At 56.7% G+C, this 16,931-nt stretch carries 15 protein-coding genes; 9 read left to right on the top strand and 6 right to left on the bottom strand.

What is annotated here, in order from left to right:
* Nucleotides 1-267, top strand: a 267-nt coding sequence (locus ACEVJK_RS04155) for an acetyl-CoA hydrolase/transferase C-terminal domain-containing protein (protein ID WP_374740020.1), incomplete at its 5' end; no start/stop codon positions are given.
* 314 nt (nt 268-581) lie between these two features.
* Here the strand turns inward: ACEVJK_RS04155 and ACEVJK_RS04150 are convergent.
* The 3 genes from ACEVJK_RS04150 to ACEVJK_RS04140 form a co-directional block, all read right to left on the bottom strand.
* Nucleotides 582-1,844, bottom strand: a complete 1,263-nt coding sequence (locus tag ACEVJK_RS04150; protein ID WP_374740018.1) for a sensor histidine kinase — start codon at nt 1,842-1,844, stop codon at nt 582-584.
* Nucleotides 1,841-2,515: a response regulator transcription factor gene (locus ACEVJK_RS04145; protein ID WP_186853172.1), complete on the bottom strand. Its 675-nt coding sequence runs from the start codon at nt 2,513-2,515 to the stop codon at nt 1,841-1,843. The genes ACEVJK_RS04150 and ACEVJK_RS04145 overlap by 4 nt, the downstream gene beginning before the upstream one ends.
* Before the next feature lie 98 nt (nt 2,516-2,613).
* Nucleotides 2,614-3,123 carry a hypothetical protein gene (locus tag ACEVJK_RS04140; protein WP_262669894.1) on the bottom strand — a complete coding sequence of 170 codons (510 nt, stop codon included), beginning with the start codon at nt 3,121-3,123 and terminating at the stop codon, nt 2,614-2,616.
* Nucleotides 3,124-3,284: 161 nt separating this feature from the next.
* Between ACEVJK_RS04140 and ACEVJK_RS04135 the strand changes: the two genes are divergently transcribed.
* The 4 genes from ACEVJK_RS04135 to ACEVJK_RS04120 are packed head-to-tail and all read left to right on the top strand — an operon-like array spanning nt 3,285 to nt 7,975.
* Nucleotides 3,285-4,265 (top strand): ABC transporter ATP-binding protein, encoded by a 981-nt coding sequence (locus tag ACEVJK_RS04135; protein WP_262669895.1) that lies wholly within the window; start codon nt 3,285-3,287, stop codon nt 4,263-4,265.
* Entirely contained in the window at nt 4,262-5,125 is an 864-nt protein-coding gene (locus ACEVJK_RS04130) for an ABC transporter permease (protein ID WP_147571122.1), read from the top strand. The genes ACEVJK_RS04135 and ACEVJK_RS04130 overlap by 4 nt, the downstream gene beginning before the upstream one ends.
* Nucleotides 5,125-6,579 (top strand): GldG family protein, encoded by a 1,455-nt coding sequence (locus ACEVJK_RS04125; RefSeq protein ID WP_262669896.1) that lies wholly within the window; start codon nt 5,125-5,127, stop codon nt 6,577-6,579. The genes ACEVJK_RS04130 and ACEVJK_RS04125 overlap by 1 nt, the downstream gene beginning before the upstream one ends.
* Nucleotides 6,566-7,975 carry a DUF4340 domain-containing protein gene (locus ACEVJK_RS04120; RefSeq protein WP_262669897.1) on the top strand — a complete coding sequence of 470 codons (1,410 nt, stop codon included), beginning with the start codon at nt 6,566-6,568 and terminating at the stop codon, nt 7,973-7,975. The genes ACEVJK_RS04125 and ACEVJK_RS04120 overlap by 14 nt, the downstream gene beginning before the upstream one ends.
* 100 nt (nt 7,976-8,075) lie before the next feature.
* Here ACEVJK_RS04120 and proS read toward each other — a convergent pair whose 3' ends face one another.
* On the bottom strand, nt 8,076-9,521 hold the full coding sequence (gene proS / locus ACEVJK_RS04115) for a proline--tRNA ligase (protein ID WP_186853168.1): 1,446 nt from the start codon (nt 9,519-9,521) through the stop codon (nt 8,076-8,078).
* A 185-nt stretch (nt 9,522-9,706) separates the two neighbouring features.
* Between proS and ACEVJK_RS04110 the strand changes: the two genes are divergently transcribed.
* From ACEVJK_RS04110 to ACEVJK_RS04100, 3 genes are all read left to right on the top strand, one after another.
* Nucleotides 9,707-10,219: a transcription repressor NadR gene (locus ACEVJK_RS04110; RefSeq protein WP_147571118.1), complete on the top strand. Its 513-nt coding sequence runs from the start codon at nt 9,707-9,709 to the stop codon at nt 10,217-10,219.
* Nucleotides 10,220-10,523: 304 nt separating this feature from the next.
* Nucleotides 10,524-11,939 (top strand): GH25 family lysozyme, encoded by a 1,416-nt coding sequence (locus ACEVJK_RS04105; protein WP_240286640.1) that lies wholly within the window; start codon nt 10,524-10,526, stop codon nt 11,937-11,939.
* 122 nt (nt 11,940-12,061) lie between these two features.
* A complete protein-coding gene (locus ACEVJK_RS04100) occupies nt 12,062-13,120 on the top strand; it encodes a PTS transporter subunit IIC (protein WP_186853167.1) in 1,059 nt (352 codons plus the stop codon).
* Nucleotides 13,121-13,165: 45 nt separating this feature from the next.
* Here the strand turns inward: ACEVJK_RS04100 and ACEVJK_RS04095 are convergent, their stop codons facing one another.
* Complete coding sequence (locus tag ACEVJK_RS04095; protein WP_147571115.1) at nt 13,166-13,546, bottom strand: hypothetical protein; 381 nt, start codon at nt 13,544-13,546, stop codon at nt 13,166-13,168.
* A gap of 778 nt (nt 13,547-14,324) precedes the next feature.
* Nucleotides 14,325-15,215 (bottom strand): LysR family transcriptional regulator, encoded by an 891-nt coding sequence (locus ACEVJK_RS04090; protein ID WP_147571114.1) that lies wholly within the window; start codon nt 15,213-15,215, stop codon nt 14,325-14,327.
* 267 nt (nt 15,216-15,482) lie between these two features.
* On the opposite strand from ACEVJK_RS04090, the gene ACEVJK_RS04085 reads away from it, so the two are divergent.
* A complete protein-coding gene (locus ACEVJK_RS04085; protein ID WP_186853166.1) occupies nt 15,483-16,919 on the top strand; it encodes an aldehyde dehydrogenase family protein in 1,437 nt (478 codons plus the stop codon).
* The last annotated feature ends 12 nt before the right edge of the window (nt 16,920-16,931 follow it).

Below are 16,931 nucleotides of genomic sequence, written 5' to 3'. Positions count from 1 at the left end.
CGCTCCAGGGGCGGCCGGGGCTATATCTGCATCAATTCCTCCAGGAGGGACAAGGAGGGCAATCTGAGATCCAACATTGTTCCCACCATTCCGGGGGGCAGCACCATATCTGTCCCCCGTACCATGGTTGAGTGTGTGGCTACTGAGTACGGCGTGGCCCATCTGCATGGCCTGTCTTTAGGCGAGAGAGCCGCTGCCATGGCCGCTATTGCTCACCCTGACTTCCGGGAGGAACTGCTTCAATACGCTAAAGATAACTTCCATTGATAGAGAAGAACTATCGTGATCTCTAGGGGCAGCATCATAGCGTTTCGCATACTCCATGCATTTGTCGTCTTGATGCGGTCAAGATGCACATACCATGGAGGAGCTTGGTATTGCTGAAATGGAGAGGATATAAGTTATGTTTAGTGATAAAAATGGATGCCAACTGACTTGAGAAAGAAAACGTAAAATATGGCCTTCACGCCCTCCGATGTGGCCCTTGCCCCACCGGAGGGCGTGATACTGTTTCTGCGCCCTAAAATACATATGTCACGCATATCAAAGTCCCTGTTCCTTATGTCTTGGAGAGCAGATGCTCATCTATGTACTGCGCTTTTTCTAACCTTTGGAAACTGTGGGATTACGACAGAGAAAGTGACTTGGCCGTTTTCACAGCGGTTGGTAATCCGGCCGCGGTGCCGGGACACGATTGCCCTCGCAGTGGACAGGCCGATCCCATAGCCGCCGGTAGCGCGGGCGCGGGAGGAGTCCGCCCGGTAAAAGCGGTCGAACCAGCGGGGCAACTGGGCGGTATCCGCCCCCGCGCAGGGGTTGGAGACAGAGAGATATATATTCCGTCCCCGCTGGCCCAGGGAGAGACGGATCGTTCCCCCTGGATCACAGTATTTGACCGCGTTATCCAGCAGAATGGAAAACAGACGAAACATGTTTTCCTGCACCCCACGGAGCTCGACAGCGGGTGGGATGTGGGCCTCCAGGCGTTTGCCCTCCGACTCAGCCAGCGGCTGAAAGCCTTCTGCGCTGGCCTGAGCCACCTCGCTGAGAGAAAAGGAGGTAACGGCGCTGTCCTCTATGGTTTCCTCTGTCCGGGCCAATTCCACCAAGTTTTTAATCAGCTTGTCCATCCGGGTAATCTGTGCCTGGGCGCTGTCGATCCACTTTTGTTCGGTATTCGGCTGACGCAGCAGCTCCACGTCCGCCGCCAGAATAGCCAACGGCGTTTTCAGCTCATGGGAGGCGTCGGTGACAAACCGTTTCTGCCGCTCCAGATTCTCCACGAAGGGTCTCACCGCTCGTTTGGACAGTAGCATCAGCAGCAGAAAGACGATTACGGCGCAGGAGATGGCCACGATGACAGTGATACGGAGGGCGTTATAGGCGAACTGGAGCTGGAGAAAGCAGTCCAGCACGACAATAGTGCTTCCTCCATCCTCATGATGAAATATGCCATAGCGGTAGTAGTTGGCATAGCCCCGAGGCCGGTCAGAGGAGAGGATCTCATTGATGCTCTCTACTACGGCCTGTCGGTCGACGGCGGCGATATGGTCGATATCGACGCCCCGTACTTCCTGGTCGGCGGTCAATTCCACGATGAAATAGCGGGTCTCGAAGGGAGTCTCCTGGGTAATGTGGAACCCGAAGGCCGCTGCCGGGTCGTGAGTCTCCGCCGGGGCAGGGAATACGCCGTCGTTCTCATAAAGCAGTGTGATGGCGCGGTCTGCCCGGCTCGTGGCGGTGTAGTGGGCGCCAAGGCCGATGGCAGTGCACAGGACGGCCAGCGTCCCCAGCAGAGAGAGCATGGCGATGAGGAGGAACCTCCGGCGCAGAGAGCGGATCATGAGATTTCCTCCAGCAGGTATCCCTGCCCACGGCGGGCTACGATGCGGACATTAGCGCCCAGAGACTCCAGCTTCCGCCGAAGATAGGAGATATAGGCCCAGACCACATTGATCTCCGCCTCGCTGTCATAGCCCCAGATCCGCTCCATGAACCGCTCTGTGGAGATGGGGCAACCGATATGACACATCAGAAGCTCAAGCATCTGGAATTCCTTGCTGCCCAGACGGATGGAGGAGGGACCGCGGCGCAGCTCGAAGGTGGTGCGGTCCAGGGTGATGTTCCCAGCGGAGAGCAGGTCGGGGGTGTACTCCGTGCCCCGGCGGGTCAGAGCCCGCACCCTGGCCGTAAACTCGCCGGGGTGAAAGGGCTTGGGGAGATAGTCGTCCGCACCGCTGTCCAATCCGGCGATCCGGTCGGCCACTTGACTTTTCGCGGTAAGTAGGAGTACAGGAGTTGAGATGCCCCGGTCCCGGAGTGCCCGGAGGACCTGGAGCCCATCCAGCTTCGGCATCATGATATCCAGGACCAGACAGTCGTAATTCCCGGTCAGCCCATAGTCCAAGGCGTCCTGCCCGTCATGGACGATATCCACCGCATAGTGCTCCCGACTCAAGAGAGCCTCCAGAACGTCTGTCATCTCTGCCTCATCATCGGCGATCAAGATCCGCATTCAGATCCCTCCTTTTGGGCAGAAAAGCCCAAAGTGATACGCTCCACGGCTAAATTACCTCGATGCGGAGCGGCCATCCCCCTGCGCATGCTGTCCAGTCAGGCGATGTCCCGGCCCAGGTCCAGATCACATTGGATGGAGCCATCGTCACAGAGGACAAAGAGCAGATCAACCGCTTCCGTGTCCTCTTTGACCACCACATACCCCGCCCCCTCCTGATCGGTAGAGGCGTCAATGACAGTGCCCTCGGAGAAGGAGATGGTGATGGTACCCAGAGGACCCGACTCCTTATCCAGAACGGTCACCTCCAGAGTCATTTTCCGCGGAAGGCCGGAAACCCGCAGCTCCCCCCACTCATCCAGGGGATATTCCGCGCTTTTGTCACCCGCGGAGAGCCGGATGGACTGCTCGGTCAGGGGACTGCCGTCCTCCCGCTGAAAGCTGGCGAGGATGGTAAGGCTTCCTTCCCAGGTGTCGCCGGAGGAAGCGAGGGGAGGCGCGGAGGATGAGGAGGAATGGTCTGCCTCTACTGTATCAGTACACCCTCCGGAAAACAAGAGCAAAAATGTGAACAACAAGACATATGCCGTGCGATAGATCGATTTCAATTTTTCATACCTCCTGTCAGCCCGCCGTGTAGGCGGGTTTCTGCCTGCCATTGTAAAAGTCAAACTCAAAATCTACTTAAAAAAGGCGGCGGACCTTTTTTAACTTGGTTTTAAGTTCTGTCTTTATAATGGCTCCATTGAAAGAAAAGGAGGAAACGTCCTTGATCGAGATCGAACATCTCACCAAACGATATGGGGATATCACCGCGGTTTCTGATCTAAGCATTAGGATCGAGAGCGGACAGATCTATGGATTCCTGGGGCCCAACGGAGCTGGGAAGTCTACTACGATGAACATGATGACCGGCTGCCTGTCAGCGACAGAGGGGCATGTGAGAATCGGAGGATACGACATTTTTGAGCAGCCGAATCAGGCCAAACGGCTCATTGGCTATCTGCCGGAGCAGCCGCCTCTGTATATGAACGAAACCCCGGAGGAGTACCTGCGTTTCGTGGGGGAGGCCAAAGGGCTGCATGGTCTGGAGCTGAAGAACCAAATAGAGGAGGTCATGGAGCAGACTGGAATAGAGCAGATGAGGGGCCGCCGGATCTCCGCTCTGTCCAAGGGCTACCGGCAGCGGGTGGGTATTGCCCAGGCGCTGCTGGGAAACCCGCAGGTCATTGTCCTGGATGAGCCCACGGTGGGGCTGGATCCGCTCCAAATCATTGAGATCCGCGACCTGATCCGTGAGCTGGGACGGACCCACACGGTGATCTTCAGCTCTCACATCCTTTCCGAGGTCCAGACCATCTGTGACCAGATCATCATGATCGCCCACGGAAAGCTGGTGGCCTTCGACACTCCGGAACACCTGGAGCGTACTCTGATGACGCCAAACGAGATCACCATCACGGCGGAGGCGCCCGAGGACGAGGTCAAGGCCGCCCTGTCTGGGGTTCCCGGAATTACGGACATCGACTGGAGAGAGGGAGAGCAGGGCTTGGTCACAGCCTGCATCCACACCGGGCTGGAGCGCATCCACGAGGCATCTAGGGCTATCTTTTTTGCCTTTGCCGACAGGAGAATCCCCCTGCTGGAGATGAGCCTGAAAAAAGCCAGCCTAGAGGACGTGTTCCTGGAGCTAACGGAGGCATCTCCTCATGATGAAAATGGAGCGGAAGGGGAGGTGGAGCAGGGATGATAGCAGTATGGAAACATGAGCTGAAGAACTATTTTCACTCGCTGACAGCCTATATCTTCGGCGCTTTTCTGTTGGCCTTTATTGGGTTGGGCGCTCTGCGCTACAACATTCAGGCCGCGGTCAGCAATTTTGAGTTCGTACTCAGCTATGGCTGTCTGATCTTCGTGGTCATCGTGCCTATCCTGACCATGCGGGTCATTGCGGAGGAGCGCAGACAAAAGACGGATCAGCTGCTTTACTCCCTGCCCATTACCACGGTGCAGGTGGTCCTGGGCAAGTATCTGGCTCTGCTGGTGGTCTATGCCGTCCCCCTGTGTCTGATCTCCCTGTACCCGTTGATCTTCTCCCAATACGGGGACGTATACCTGCCCACCTCCTACGGCTCTATCCTGGCCTTTTTGGTCCTGGGTGCCGCGCTGATCGCGCTGGGGATGTTCCTCTCCTCTCTTACGGATAACCAGGGCTTTGCCGCCGGCATCGGCATTGCGGTCATCCTGTTCAACTATTATAGCGTGAGCCTGTCTGAGTATGTATCCTCCACCGCATTCGGGTCTATGGTGGCCATCTGTGTACTGATACTGGCCCTGTGGGGGATCATAAGATACCTCACCAAAAATGAGACGCTGGCTTACGGCGTCAGCTTTCTCCTTCTGGCGGTCACCGTGGTCGCCTATCAGATGGATGCGGCCTCCTTTGAGGGTCTGCTCCCCAAGATCATGACACAGCTGTCACTGTTCGAACGCTTCTATGTCTTTGTCAACGGAGTTTTCGATATGACAGCCATTGTCTACTATGCTGCTGTGATCGTATTTTTCCTGTTCCTGTCGGTCCAGTCCCTGGAGAAGAGGAGGTATAACTGATGCGCAAGCCAAAACTTTTCCAATCGGCCCCACAGAGAAAGGGAAACCAGAACGCCTTTCGGGGCGGCGCCTATTCCATTGTCGTCACCGCGGTGGTGCTGGCCATTCTGGTGGCAGTCAATGTCTTTGTCTCCGCCCTCCCCTCCAACCTGACCAAGTACGACATGAGCGCCACCAAGCTCTACTCCATCACTAGCAACACCAAGGTGGTGGTCAACGCGCTGGAGGAGGATGTAACGATCTACTGGGTGGTCCAGTCGGGGAAAGAGGACGACGTAATCGAAAACCTGCTCAATAAGTACGAAAGCCTCTCTGACCATATCCAGGTCGTGAAAAAGAACCCGGACGTATTCCCCACCTTCGCCCAGCAGTACACCGACGAGACGGTGACTAACAACAGCCTGATCGTGGAGTGTGGGGATCGGAGCCGCTATATCAGCTACAACGATATCTATATCCAGGAGGCGGACATATACTCTTACTCCTACAATACCTCCTTTGACGGTGAGGGGGCCATCACCTCCGCCATCGACTATGTGACCGCGGAGGAGCTGCCCCAGCTCTATCTACTGGAGGGACACGGGGAGGCGGAGCTGCCCGCCACCTTCCAGGAACAGCTGGAGAAAGAAAACATCCAGGTCAATCCTCTCTCCCTGCTCACCGTGGACGCGGTGCCGGAGGATGCCGGCTGTGTCATGATCTACGGCCCGGATAGCGACCTGTCCCAGAAGGAGGTGGAGATGCTGGACGAGTATACCAGCGGCGGCGGCAAGCTGCTGGTCATGGCGGGCCCCACCCAGGAAGACCCTCTGGATGAGCTGTACGGGCTGATTGCCAGCTACGGTGTGACACCCAATGAGGGCGTAGTGGTGGAGGGTGACCGGGAGCACTACGCCTTCCAGGTCCCCTATATCCTGCTGCCCGACATGAACAGCCACGGGATTACCGATTCGCTGATCGAGGAGAATTACCTGGCCATCATGCCCATCGCCCAGGGACTGACGGTGTCGGCTGACGGGGAGGGGAGCGGAGTGACTTCCCTGCTCACCACCTCGGCCGCCTCCTTCAGCAAGGCCGCCGGTTATGACCTGGACACCTACGAGAAGGAGGAGGGGGATATCGACGGCCCCTTTGCTCTGGCGGTGTCCATCGACTGTGGGAATGGAGGTCAGATCATCTGGTTTTCCTCCTCTGCGTTCCTGGATGATATGTACAACGCCTATTCCTCCGGGGCCAACGGGGACCTGGCGATGAACGCGGTGTCCTCTCTGATTGGAGAGAGCGAGGCCATGGCCATCCGGAGCAAATCCCTGAATTACAATTATCTGACTATCAACGACGCTGTGTCCTCTCTGCTTCAGGTGGTGATGATCGGCGTGTTCCCCCTGCTGTATCTGGGCATCGGGATCTGGGTGGTCTTGAAGAGGAGGCGTGCGCAAAATGTACCGGTCTAAACGGATCGTGATTTTACTAGCTGTCCTGGCGGTGTGCTGCGTTGCGGCATTTGCCGCCCTCCAGGTACAAGAGCGCCAGGAGCGGATTGAAACCAGCGGAGAGGTCGTCCTGGAGATCGACAGTGACGCGGTCCAGACCCTCTCCTGGACCTATGAGGGGGAGACCCTGTCGTTTCACCGGGATGGGGACTGGCTCTATGATGGAGATGAGACGTTCCCCGTGGACGGAGAAAAGGTAGGCGAGCTGCTGGAGACGTTCCAATCCTTCGCGGCGGCCTTCGTCATTGAGGAGGTGGAGGACCCAAGTCAGTACGGCCTGGATGACCCAGTATGCACCATTACACTGGGTACAGGTGAGAACAACTACGAGATACTGCTCGGCGACTTCAGCGCCATGGATTCCCAGCGATATGTGTCCATTGGGGATGGAAAGGTGTATCTGGCCGCCAGCGACCCCCTGGACCAGTTTGACGCGGGGCTCCGCGACATGATAGACCACGACGACATCCCGGAGCTGGATCAGGTGACCCGGCTGCGGTTTGACGGGGTGGAGAACTATACAGTCACCTATGAGGAGGACAACTCCGCAAGCTGGTGCGAGGAGGACATTTACTTTACCCAGCGGGATGGAAAGACGCTCCCGCTGGACACTGGGCGGGTAGAGGATTACCTGCATAATATCAGCTACTTGGCCCCCAACAACTATGTGACCTATCATGCCACTGAGGAGGAACTGGCCAGTTATGGCCTGGATGAGCCGGAGCTGACGGTGACCGTGGACTATACAGCCGAGGACAGGGCAGAGGAAAAGGCCTCCGGTACTCTTATACTCCACATCAGCCGGGACCCGGAGGAGCGCTTGGCCGCCCAGGAGGCGGCAGATACCGGGGAAACGGAGGAAGAGGAGACGATTACCGCCTATCTGCGAGTGGGAGATTCCCAGATTGTCTATCAAATTACGTCGGAGGATTACCAGGAGCTGATGGCCGCTTCCTACGATGACTTGCGGCACCAGGAGGTGCTGTCCGCCGACTTTGGGGATATCTGGCAGATCGAAGTTACTCTGGAGGGGGCCAGCCATACCCTTACCGCCCAGGGCGAGGGCGAGGACCGGACCTGGCTCTACCAGGGGGAGGAAGTGGATATCTCCGCGTTCCAGGAGGCGCTGGAGAGCCTGAGTGCCGACAGCTTTACTGACGAGCGGCCTTCCCAGCGGCAGGAGATTGCCCTGACCGTCTATCTGGACAACGACGCATTCCCGCAGGTGGCGGTGGAGCTGTACCGCTGGGACGGCGAGCACTGTCTGGCGGTGGTGGACGGGGAGCCGGTCTCCCTGGTGGCCCGTTCCGGGGCCGTGGACATCATCGAGGCGGTCCAGGCCATCGTGCTGAACTGAAGCTCCGTCCGCCGGACAGACCGCGCCCCATGGGGCAAAAGGCATAAAATAGGGCCGCCGTTCTGAAAAACGGCGGCCCTGTTTTTCTGTATGCCAGCGATCAATAGGCCACGCCCCAGAGGATGGAGTGCTTGGCGGGCTTGCCGCAGCAGACGCATACGTCGCCCACCTTCTCCTGCTTCAGGGGCATACACCGGGAGCTGACCCCGGCCTGTTCCTTCATCTTCAGCTCGCAGTCCAGCTCGCCGCACCACATGGTTTTGGCGAAGCCGCCCTCAGACTCCATAAAGGCCTTGACCTCCTCCAGGGTGTGGCACACCTTGGTGTGGTCCTCCAGGTTCTTCTGGGCCCGGGCAAATAGTCCGTCGTGGACCGAGTCCAGCAGCTCCTTCACCTGGTCCTCCAACTGAGCCAAGGGGACAAAGACCTTCTCCCCAGAGTCCCGGCGGCAGACGCAGCATTGGTCCTTCTCCATATCCTTGGGACCGATTTCCACCCGCAGGGGCACGCCCTTCATCTCGTACTGGGCGGCCTTCCAGCCCATGGACTGGTCACTGTCGTCCAGGCCTGCCCGGATGCCGGCGGCCTTCAGCCGGTCCAGCAGGGCGTTGGCCGCCTCCAGCACACCCTCCTTATGCTGGGCTACGGGGATGACCATGGCCTGGATGGGGGCGACGCGGGGGGGCAGGACCAGACCGTTGTTGTCGCCATGGGTCATGATGATGCCGCCGATCATCCGGGTGGACACGCCCCAACTGGTCTGGTGGGGGTAGTGGAGCTGGTTGTCCTTGCCGGTGAAGGTGATGTCAAAGGCACGGGCGAAGCCGTCGCCGAAGTAATGGCTGGTGCCCGCCTGAAGGGCCTTTCGGTCGTGCATCATGCACTCCACAGTGTAGGTCTCCTCGGCGCCGTTGAATTTCTCCTTGTCCGTCTTACGGCCCCGGACCACAGGCATGGCCAGCACATTCTCCATAAAGTCGGCGTATACGTTGAGCATCCGCATGGTCTCTTCCCGGGCTTCTTCCGGGGTGGCGTGCATGGTGTGGCCCTCCTGCCACAGGAACTCCCGGTGGCGCAGGAAGGGGCGGCTGGTCTTCTCCCAGCGTAGGACGGAGCACCACTGGTTATACAGCTTGGGCAGGTCCCGGTGGGAGTGGATGACATTTTTGTAGTGCTCACAGAACAGGGTTTCGGAGGTGGGACGGATGCAGTAGCGCTCCTCCAGCTTCTCGCTTCCCCCCATGGTCACCCAGGCGCACTCAGGAGCGAAGCCCTCCACATGGTCCTTCTCCTTCTGGAGCAGGGATTCGGGGATGAGCATGGGAAGATATACGTTTTCGTGCCCGGTCTCCTTGAAGCGCCGGTCCATCTCTCGCTGGATGTTCTCCCAGATGGCGTAGCCGTAGGGGCGGTAGATGAACATGCCCTTGATGGATGAGTAGTCGATCAGCTCCGCCTTTTTACACACGTCAGTGTACCACTGGGCGAAGTCTACCTCCATGTCGGTGATCTGTTCCACCTGCTTTTTGTTGGGGTTCTGAGCCATGTCGTTTCAGTCCTTTTATATCGTGATATGAGATTGGAAGACTTATCTTGTTCATTGTATGGATTCCAAGCGGAAAAGTCAAGGTTTCCCGGAAAGTTCCCGGAAAAATCTGTGTCTGTGCCGTTGCGTACCTCTCCTCTCAGTGATATACTTACTGCATATGACAAGACAGGGGAGGGAGGGCTATGGACGCCCAGGAGAGAAGACAGGCCATTGCCCGACGGCTGGAGCGGGCCCGGAGCCCGGTCAGCGCCACTGCTCTGGCCAGAGAGTTTTCGGTCAGCCGTCAGATCATTGTAGGGGATGTGGCCATCTTGCGGGCCGGGGGCCAGGGAATCACCGCCACCCCAAGAGGCTATATGGTACAGAACGCGCCTTCCGGCCTGGTGCGGCAGATCGCTGTGAAGCACGACGGACAGGCCATGGAGGCGGAATTGAACGCCATGGTAGACCAGGGCTGCACGGTGCTGGACGTCATCGTGGACCATCCGATCTACGGCCAGCTCACCGGACCGCTCCAGCTATCCGACCGGTATCAGGTGGGGCAGTTCATCGCCCGGTGCCGGAGTCAGGCCGCTGCCCCCCTTTCCCAGCTAACCGAGGGGATCCACCTTCATACCCTGGCCTGCCCGGACCAGGGGGCCTATGAGCGGGTACGAGAGGCGCTGGCTCGGCAGGGCATCCTGCTGGAGCGGTGAGCTCCATCCAAAAGATACCATTGGCAGAGCCTGGCTCTGCCGTAGTATACTGAGACTGTCGAAAAGTGGTATAGTCACTTTTTTGAGAAAAGCCGCGCGCAGGGTGGGCCCCGAATCATTCCCAGCCCAACCCCCGCAAAAAGTGTTATTTCCAATGCGTATGTGGCCGGAAATGACGGCCTCAAAATTTATTCCGCCGCCTGCGGGCACCGGAATTCCTTGCGGGAGGGCTCTTTCGACAAGCTGAGTATACTGCACCTAACCCAACACTCACCACACTCTACGACAGACAGAAAGGAACGCTATGAAACACAAGACTCTGAGATCCCTTGCCGCCGGCCTGCTGGCCATGGCCATGACCCTGCCTCTGCCCGCCTCGGCAGCCGGGACGAAGCTCTCCGACGTGCCCGAGAACTCCTGGTACACCGCCGCGGTGGAGTACTGCTGGGAGAAGGGGATGATGGAGGCCACCGACGCGCTGGAGTTCCTGCCGGAGGCTCCTCTAACCCGTGCCATGGTGGCCGCCGCCCTCTATCAGATCTATGACCGGCCCCAGGTGTCCCTGGAGCGGGAGGAGTTCGAGAGCGGGACGGAGGAGGACGAGGACCTGGACCAACAGGACCAGGCACTGACCAGTCCCTTCTCCGATGTGGACCTGGACGACCCCGATGCCGACGCCATCCTCTGGGCCTGGCAGGAGGGGCTGGTCACCGGCTATGATGACGGACGGTTCGGTCCCGACGACAAGGTGACCCGGGAGCAGCTGGCTGTGATCCTTTGGCATACCTTGGGGGAGCCGCTGTCCCAGGTGGCCGCCCCCTTCGCGGACCGGAAATCCATCGCCAGCTGGTCCATCGACGCGGTAGAGTGGGCCTGGTCCGTGGGTCTCATCTCCGGCAAGCCGGGCAACCTGTTTGACCCCACCGGCACCGCTACCCGGGCCCAGGGGGCGGTCATCCTGATGAATTACGACCTGTCCTTCATCCATGTACCGGAAACGGAGCCTGGCCCCATTCCAAGCAACGACTATGACAGCGGCAGATTTGTGGTCAAGAACGGCTTTTTGACCTATACGGGGGACGCCCCCAGCTACATTGGGGTGGATGTGTCCTCTCACCAGAAGCAGATCGATTGGACCCAGGTGGCCGGTGCCGGGGTGGACTTCGCCATGATCCGGGCGGGTTACCGGGGTTATACTGTGGGCAGCATCAACAAGGACGCCTATTTTGACTATAACATCCAAAATGCCCTGAGGAACGGCCTGGAAGTGGGCGTTTACTTCTTCTCCCAGGCTACCACGGAGGAGGAGGCACGGGAGGAGGCCCTCCAGCTTCTGGAGTGGATCGAGGGCTATGATATCACCTACCCCGTGGTCTTCGACTGGGAGGAGGTCAGTGATTCCGACTCCCGGACAAAGGACACCGACGGAGAAACGGTGACCAAATGCGCCAAAGTCTTCTGTGACATCATCGAGGAGGCCGGCTATATCCCCATGACCTACGGCAGCCCATCCAAGATCTATGCTGGCGGCCTGGACCTGGCCCAGCTCCAGGACTGGCCCTTCTGGCTGGCCCACTACACCACCGGCTGGGTGCCCACCAGCTTCCGCTACCACTACCATATGTGGCAGTATTCTAGCAGCGGCACGGTCCCCGGCATCCCGGTAAAGGTGGATCTGAACCTGTGCCTCACTGATTGGTCGGACTGGGGAAAGAACTGAAGCCTGGATCCCCAGCCGGAGGAATTTTCTTGACAAACTGAGTTCACGCGCTATAATGGGCTGTACAGGTGTCTTGACACCTGTACAGCTTTTTTATTTTGTGTGGGAAAGGCGCGTTACGAATGAGAGAGTTTCTAAAACGGAAAAACATCGAGATATCCGCCAAACGGTACGGTATCGACGCCCTGGGGGCCATGGCCCAGGGCCTGTTCTGCTCCCTGCTCATCGGCACCATTATCAAGACCCTGGGCCAGCAGTTGTCCCTCTCCTTTTTGGTGGATGTGGGACAGTTTGCCTTTGATATGTCCGGTCCCGCTATGGCGGTGGCCATCGGTTACGCCCTGAAAGCCGATCCGATGGTCCTCTTTTCCCTGACTGCTGTGGGCTGGTCCGCCAACAAACTGGGTGGCGCGGGCGGCCCCCTGGCTGTTCTGTTCATTGCCATCATCGCCGCTGAGATTGGCAAAATGGTATCCAAAGAAACCAAGGTGGATATCCTGGTCACCCCCGCCGTCACCGTATTCGTAGGCGCGGGCCTGTCCCTGCTCATCGCCCCGCCCATCGGCGCCGCGGCCAAAGCTTTTGGTCAACTCATCCAGGACGCTACTGTTCTCCAGCCCTTCTGGATGGGGATTGTCGTAGCCGTACTGGTGGGGATTGCCCTCACTCTGCCCATCTCTTCCGCCGCTATTTGCGCCGCCTTTACCCTCACCGGCCTGGCCGGAGGCGCGGCAGTGGCCGGCTGCTGTGCCCAGATGGTGGGCTTTGCCGTCATGTCCTTTAAAGAGAACCGCTGGGGCGGTTTGATCAGCCAGGGCATCGGTACCTCTATGCTCCAGATGCCCAACATCGTGAAGAATCCCCGAATCTGGATTCCCCCCACGCTGGCCTCCGCCATCACCGGCCCCATCGCCACCTGTGTATTTCACCTCCAGATGAACGACCCCGCTGGCGGCGTGGCCTCTGGCATGGGGACCTGCGGTTTCGTGGGACAGATCGGCGTATGGTCGGGCTGGGTCAACGATGTGGCTCTCGGAGTTAAGGCGGCCATCACCCCCTTTGACTGGCTGGGTATGGCTCTGATCTGCTTTATTCTCCCTGCCGTCCTGTCCTGGTTCTTCTGTGAGATGCTGCGGAAGATCGGCTGGATCCGCGAGGGAGACCTGGTATTGCCTCAGTGATGGCAAAAAAAGAGGGCAGGCCCCACCGGGGCCTGCCCTCTTTTTTTAAAATGTAGCTGGCAGCCAGCCCAGTTCCTTCAACTGGCCCAGCGTATCCACTGGGAGATTGGAGGCAGTGCCACGCTCCAGGCGGAAGCACCAATAGGCCCGTGAGCGGGCAGGATAGCTCTCCTGAATGTCAGAACAGAGGAATAGTACCGTGTCTCCATCCCTTAATCCATGGAACAGGTTCCCGGTTCTAGAGCGGTCTCCCAAAATGATGGGATCGCCGTGCCGGTCAATCATAATATGAGAACCGTCACCAGCTTGGAGATACTGACCCCATATCAGGTTCCAGCCTGTGGCCTGCAAAACGCCAACCGCGGCAATCCCCAGGCAGGCCAGTACCAGCAGGGAAGCCAGCAAACCTTTCAGCGCCCTTTTCAATGTTCTTTCCTCCTCTACGCAGGAATACCCTCTACTTTATTAGACGAAAATAGAAGGGTTTTGTTTCACGCTAAGAAAAATTTTTCCATTAAAATGCCGCGTGACTGTTGGGACTCCCTTAGTTGGGATAACTTCTTAGGTATCTGGAGCCCCGACAGATATTACATCAGAAGTATCTACAAGGTTTTTCCGTCTATGCGGGTTCTGCTATGCTTTGTGTCTCATCCGGCACTATCTTATCCAGGATATACACGACCGGATGTGATGGGCCGTGCAGTCCTTGCGTCTGTCCGTATCCACATTGTCATGAATGGCGGTGTATCGGACGCCGAATATGGAGACCTTTCCCCAATGTTCAGTGGGTTTCAGCCCAGGCGGTTAAACGAATCTGGAGTATCCATCATCCACACAGAACTTCGGATTGGGTAAGTAGCGTTCAGCGGCGTACTGCTCCAGTATTTTCTTTTGGAATACAGGTTTTCAGCTTGCCCTTCGGAGCTTTGTGGGCCTAGGTGGAAACGCAGACGCTACCCGGATGACTCTGTTGTGGGACATTTGTGCCTCAGTGAGTTGGATTCCTGCGTTGACGTTTTGCGTTCAAGATGATTCGATTTGCAAATGGATCCTCCTTCTGAACATTTAATAAACCTTAATACAGAAAGAGGACTTTCGGCAACATTGCCGAAAGTCCTCTTTTTCCTCAGACGGAGATAGAGAGTGCCATCTTTCCGTGACTCGTCGAAAAAATCTGCCCGCAGGCGGCATAGGGGTCAGAATATCAAGTGTTGAGCGCGCAATTTTGAATGATATAATCGCGCACCTTCTGGGCGGCAGGAGAGATGGGATGGATCTTAGGATAGGTAAGGTAAATGGTACGCACGAACTCCTTCTCCTGATCAGAAATAGGAACGATATAGACCTTATCCGTATCCATGGCCGGTACCTGCGGCAATACGGACACGCCAAATCCCAACCCGACATACTGCAACGCGGCATTGCACTCCCGCACTTCAAACACAATATTAGGAATGATCCCATGCTGAGAAAAGACCTGATCCATATTGGACCGCAGGTTGCTGCTGTGTTCCAGCATAATCTGCGGCTCGTGAGCAAAATCATCAAAGGAAACAAAACTGTGGCCGGAAAGAGGATGGTTGGCGGGGACTGCCAGATAAAGTGGCTGACGGATAACCCCTACCGACTCCGCCCACTCGGCCTGATGAAGGCTGAATCCCAGATCCAGTGCGCCAGAACGGATCTGGTTCAGGATATCATAGGAAGCGCTTTCTGTAAAATGAAAGCGAATCTGGCGGTTTTCCTCCTGCTGATAAAATCCGTCCACCAGAGCGGGGATCATGGAGGCGGAAACGCTGTGAAAATATCCTAATCGGACAATCTGGGGGGCGTTGTTGGCCATCTGCCGCAGCACATTAGAACCGTCCTGCAGAAGAGTAAGAGCTTGCTCCACATAGGGAAGAAACTGCTGCCCATAGACTGTCTGAGTAACCTTCCGGTTTTCCTTCTGGAACAGCTTGACCCCCAATTCCTTCTCCAACTCATTGATGGCGTAACTCAAGCTGGGCTGAGAAATACACAACTGCTCAGCAGTGCGTGTATAGTGCAGGTTGTGTGACAAAACCTGAAAATATTGCAGCTGGAGCAGCGTCATAGTAACCCACCTTTCTATAAAAAGAATCTATTAATACATAAAGAATATTGGATAGATGGGAAATTGTCAAGCTTGGATCAGGCAAAGAGTAGTTAAAGATCACTGGTGTTGGGACTGCTCCTGACAGGCAGAGGTGAAATAATTATAGATTTTTCTCTATAAATCCAATTCAAAACAAGTATTAGACATAAGGTTGTGCTAAATGTTAAATTTAGGTTAGATAAAAGAGTTATTTACAGCAAAATTATCAAAGGAGTGTTGAATACTATGGCAAAAGAGATCACTACAGAACAGATTGAAATGTTGGAAGAAATGGTTGCCAGAGCCCGTAAGGCTGCGGCAATCATTGAGACTTACGATCAGGACAGAGTAGATCACCTGTGCCAGGCAGTTGCGGCGGCTCTTTATGATCTGAAGGTCTGGGCGCAGCTCAGCGATGAGGCCGTGGATGAGACCAACTTGGGCGATAAGGTGACGAAGCGCAACAAACGCAACAAGCTGAAGCTGATCCTGCGCGACTGTATGCGGAGCAGAAGCGTCGGCGCTATTGAAGAAATCCCGGAGAAGGGGCTGGTCAAATATGCCAAGCCAGTGGGGGTAATTGCCTCTCTGGTACCTACTACCAATCCTTGTCTGACACCTGCCGGCCAGGTAATCTACGCTATCAAGGCACGAGACGTTATCATCTGCAGCCCTCATCCACGGGCCAAAGTGGTGACCAACAAGTGTATTGACATCATTCGTGAAGTCCTGCTCCGTGAGGGCGCCCCCGCCGACATCATCCAGGGTATTCAGCAACCCTCTATCGCTCTGACTCAGGAACTGATGAAACGCTGCGATTTGGTTATCGCCACCGGTGGCCGGCCCATGGTCAAGTCCGCTTACTCCTCCGGCACGCCCGCCTATGGATCCGGTGCGGGCAATGCTACTGTGATTATCGATAATACTGCTGATACTCCTGAACGCCAGCGTGAGGCAGCGCAGAACACCCGCATCTCCAAGACCTCTGATTTCGGTTCCGGTTGTTCCTGTGACGGAAACCTGGTCATCCACGAATCTATCTATGACAAAATGGTAGACGCGCTTAAGGCCGAGGGCGGCTATCTAGCTAACGAAGAAGAGGCGGAGAAGCTCAAGAGTGTCATGTGGGACGAGATGGGGCACCGACTTCCCGGCACTGTGGCCATCAGCCCTCAGAAGCTGGCTGAGGCTGCCGGGTTTGAGATCCCCGAGGACCGGAAATTTATTATGGTCACGGGTGGTGGTATTGATCAGATTGGCAAAGAATACTTCTTCTCCTCTGAGAAGCTGACCACTCTGCTGGCTTTGTTCAAGTATGAGGGAGAGTTTGAAAATGCCCTGGACATGATGCGGGCCATCTTCGAAGTAGGCGGCAAGGGCCACTCCTGCGGTATTTACTCTTGGGATGACGGCCACATTGACCGTCTGGGTAAGGCGGCCCCTGTCTCCCGCATCATGGTGCGCCAGCCCAATAACAAAGGTAATGCCGGATCCGCCACCAACGGTATGCCTCCCACGTCCTCCATGGGCTGCGGGACCTGGGGCGGCAACATCGTTTCCGAGAACATTGCCCTGAAACACTATATGAATACCACTTGGGTGGCCCGTCCTATCCCCGAGGATATGCCCTCTCTTCAGGAGCTGTTCGGTAAATTTTATAAAGATGGCATGGATGAGGAGTGATCCGACTATTTT

The organism is Flintibacter sp. P01028, assembly GCF_041925235.1.
In the GTDB taxonomy this organism is placed as follows: Bacteria; Bacillota; Clostridia; order Oscillospirales; family Oscillospiraceae; genus Lawsonibacter; species Lawsonibacter aceti.
The sequence above is the reverse complement of the archived record's forward strand: the minus strand, read 5'-3'. Positions and strand labels throughout refer to the sequence as shown.

What these genes read in the sequence shown, in the direction of transcription:
- ACEVJK_RS04150 (WP_374740018.1), bottom strand. Translation starts at nt 1,844, where the DNA reads ATGATCCGCTCTCTGCGCCGGAGGTTCCTCCTCATCGCCATGCTCTCT.
- ACEVJK_RS04145 (WP_186853172.1), bottom strand. Translation starts at nt 2,515, where the DNA reads ATGCGGATCTTGATCGCCGATGATGAGGCAGAGATGACAGACGTTCTG.
- ACEVJK_RS04130 (WP_147571122.1), top strand. Translation starts at nt 4,262, where the DNA reads ATGATAGCAGTATGGAAACATGAGCTGAAGAACTATTTTCACTCGCTG.
- ACEVJK_RS04125 (WP_262669896.1), top strand. Translation starts at nt 5,125, where the DNA reads ATGCGCAAGCCAAAACTTTTCCAATCGGCCCCACAGAGAAAGGGAAAC.
- ACEVJK_RS04120 (WP_262669897.1), top strand. Translation starts at nt 6,566, where the DNA reads ATGTACCGGTCTAAACGGATCGTGATTTTACTAGCTGTCCTGGCGGTG.
- proS (WP_186853168.1), bottom strand. Translation starts at nt 9,521, where the DNA reads ATGGCTCAGAACCCCAACAAAAAGCAGGTGGAACAGATCACCGACATG.
- ACEVJK_RS04110 (WP_147571118.1), top strand. Translation starts at nt 9,707, where the DNA reads ATGGACGCCCAGGAGAGAAGACAGGCCATTGCCCGACGGCTGGAGCGG.
- ACEVJK_RS04105 (WP_240286640.1), top strand. Translation starts at nt 10,524, where the DNA reads ATGAAACACAAGACTCTGAGATCCCTTGCCGCCGGCCTGCTGGCCATG.
- ACEVJK_RS04100 (WP_186853167.1), top strand. Translation starts at nt 12,062, where the DNA reads ATGAGAGAGTTTCTAAAACGGAAAAACATCGAGATATCCGCCAAACGG.
- ACEVJK_RS04090 (WP_147571114.1), bottom strand. Translation starts at nt 15,215, where the DNA reads ATGACGCTGCTCCAGCTGCAATATTTTCAGGTTTTGTCACACAACCTG.
- ACEVJK_RS04085 (WP_186853166.1), top strand. Translation starts at nt 15,483, where the DNA reads ATGGCAAAAGAGATCACTACAGAACAGATTGAAATGTTGGAAGAAATG.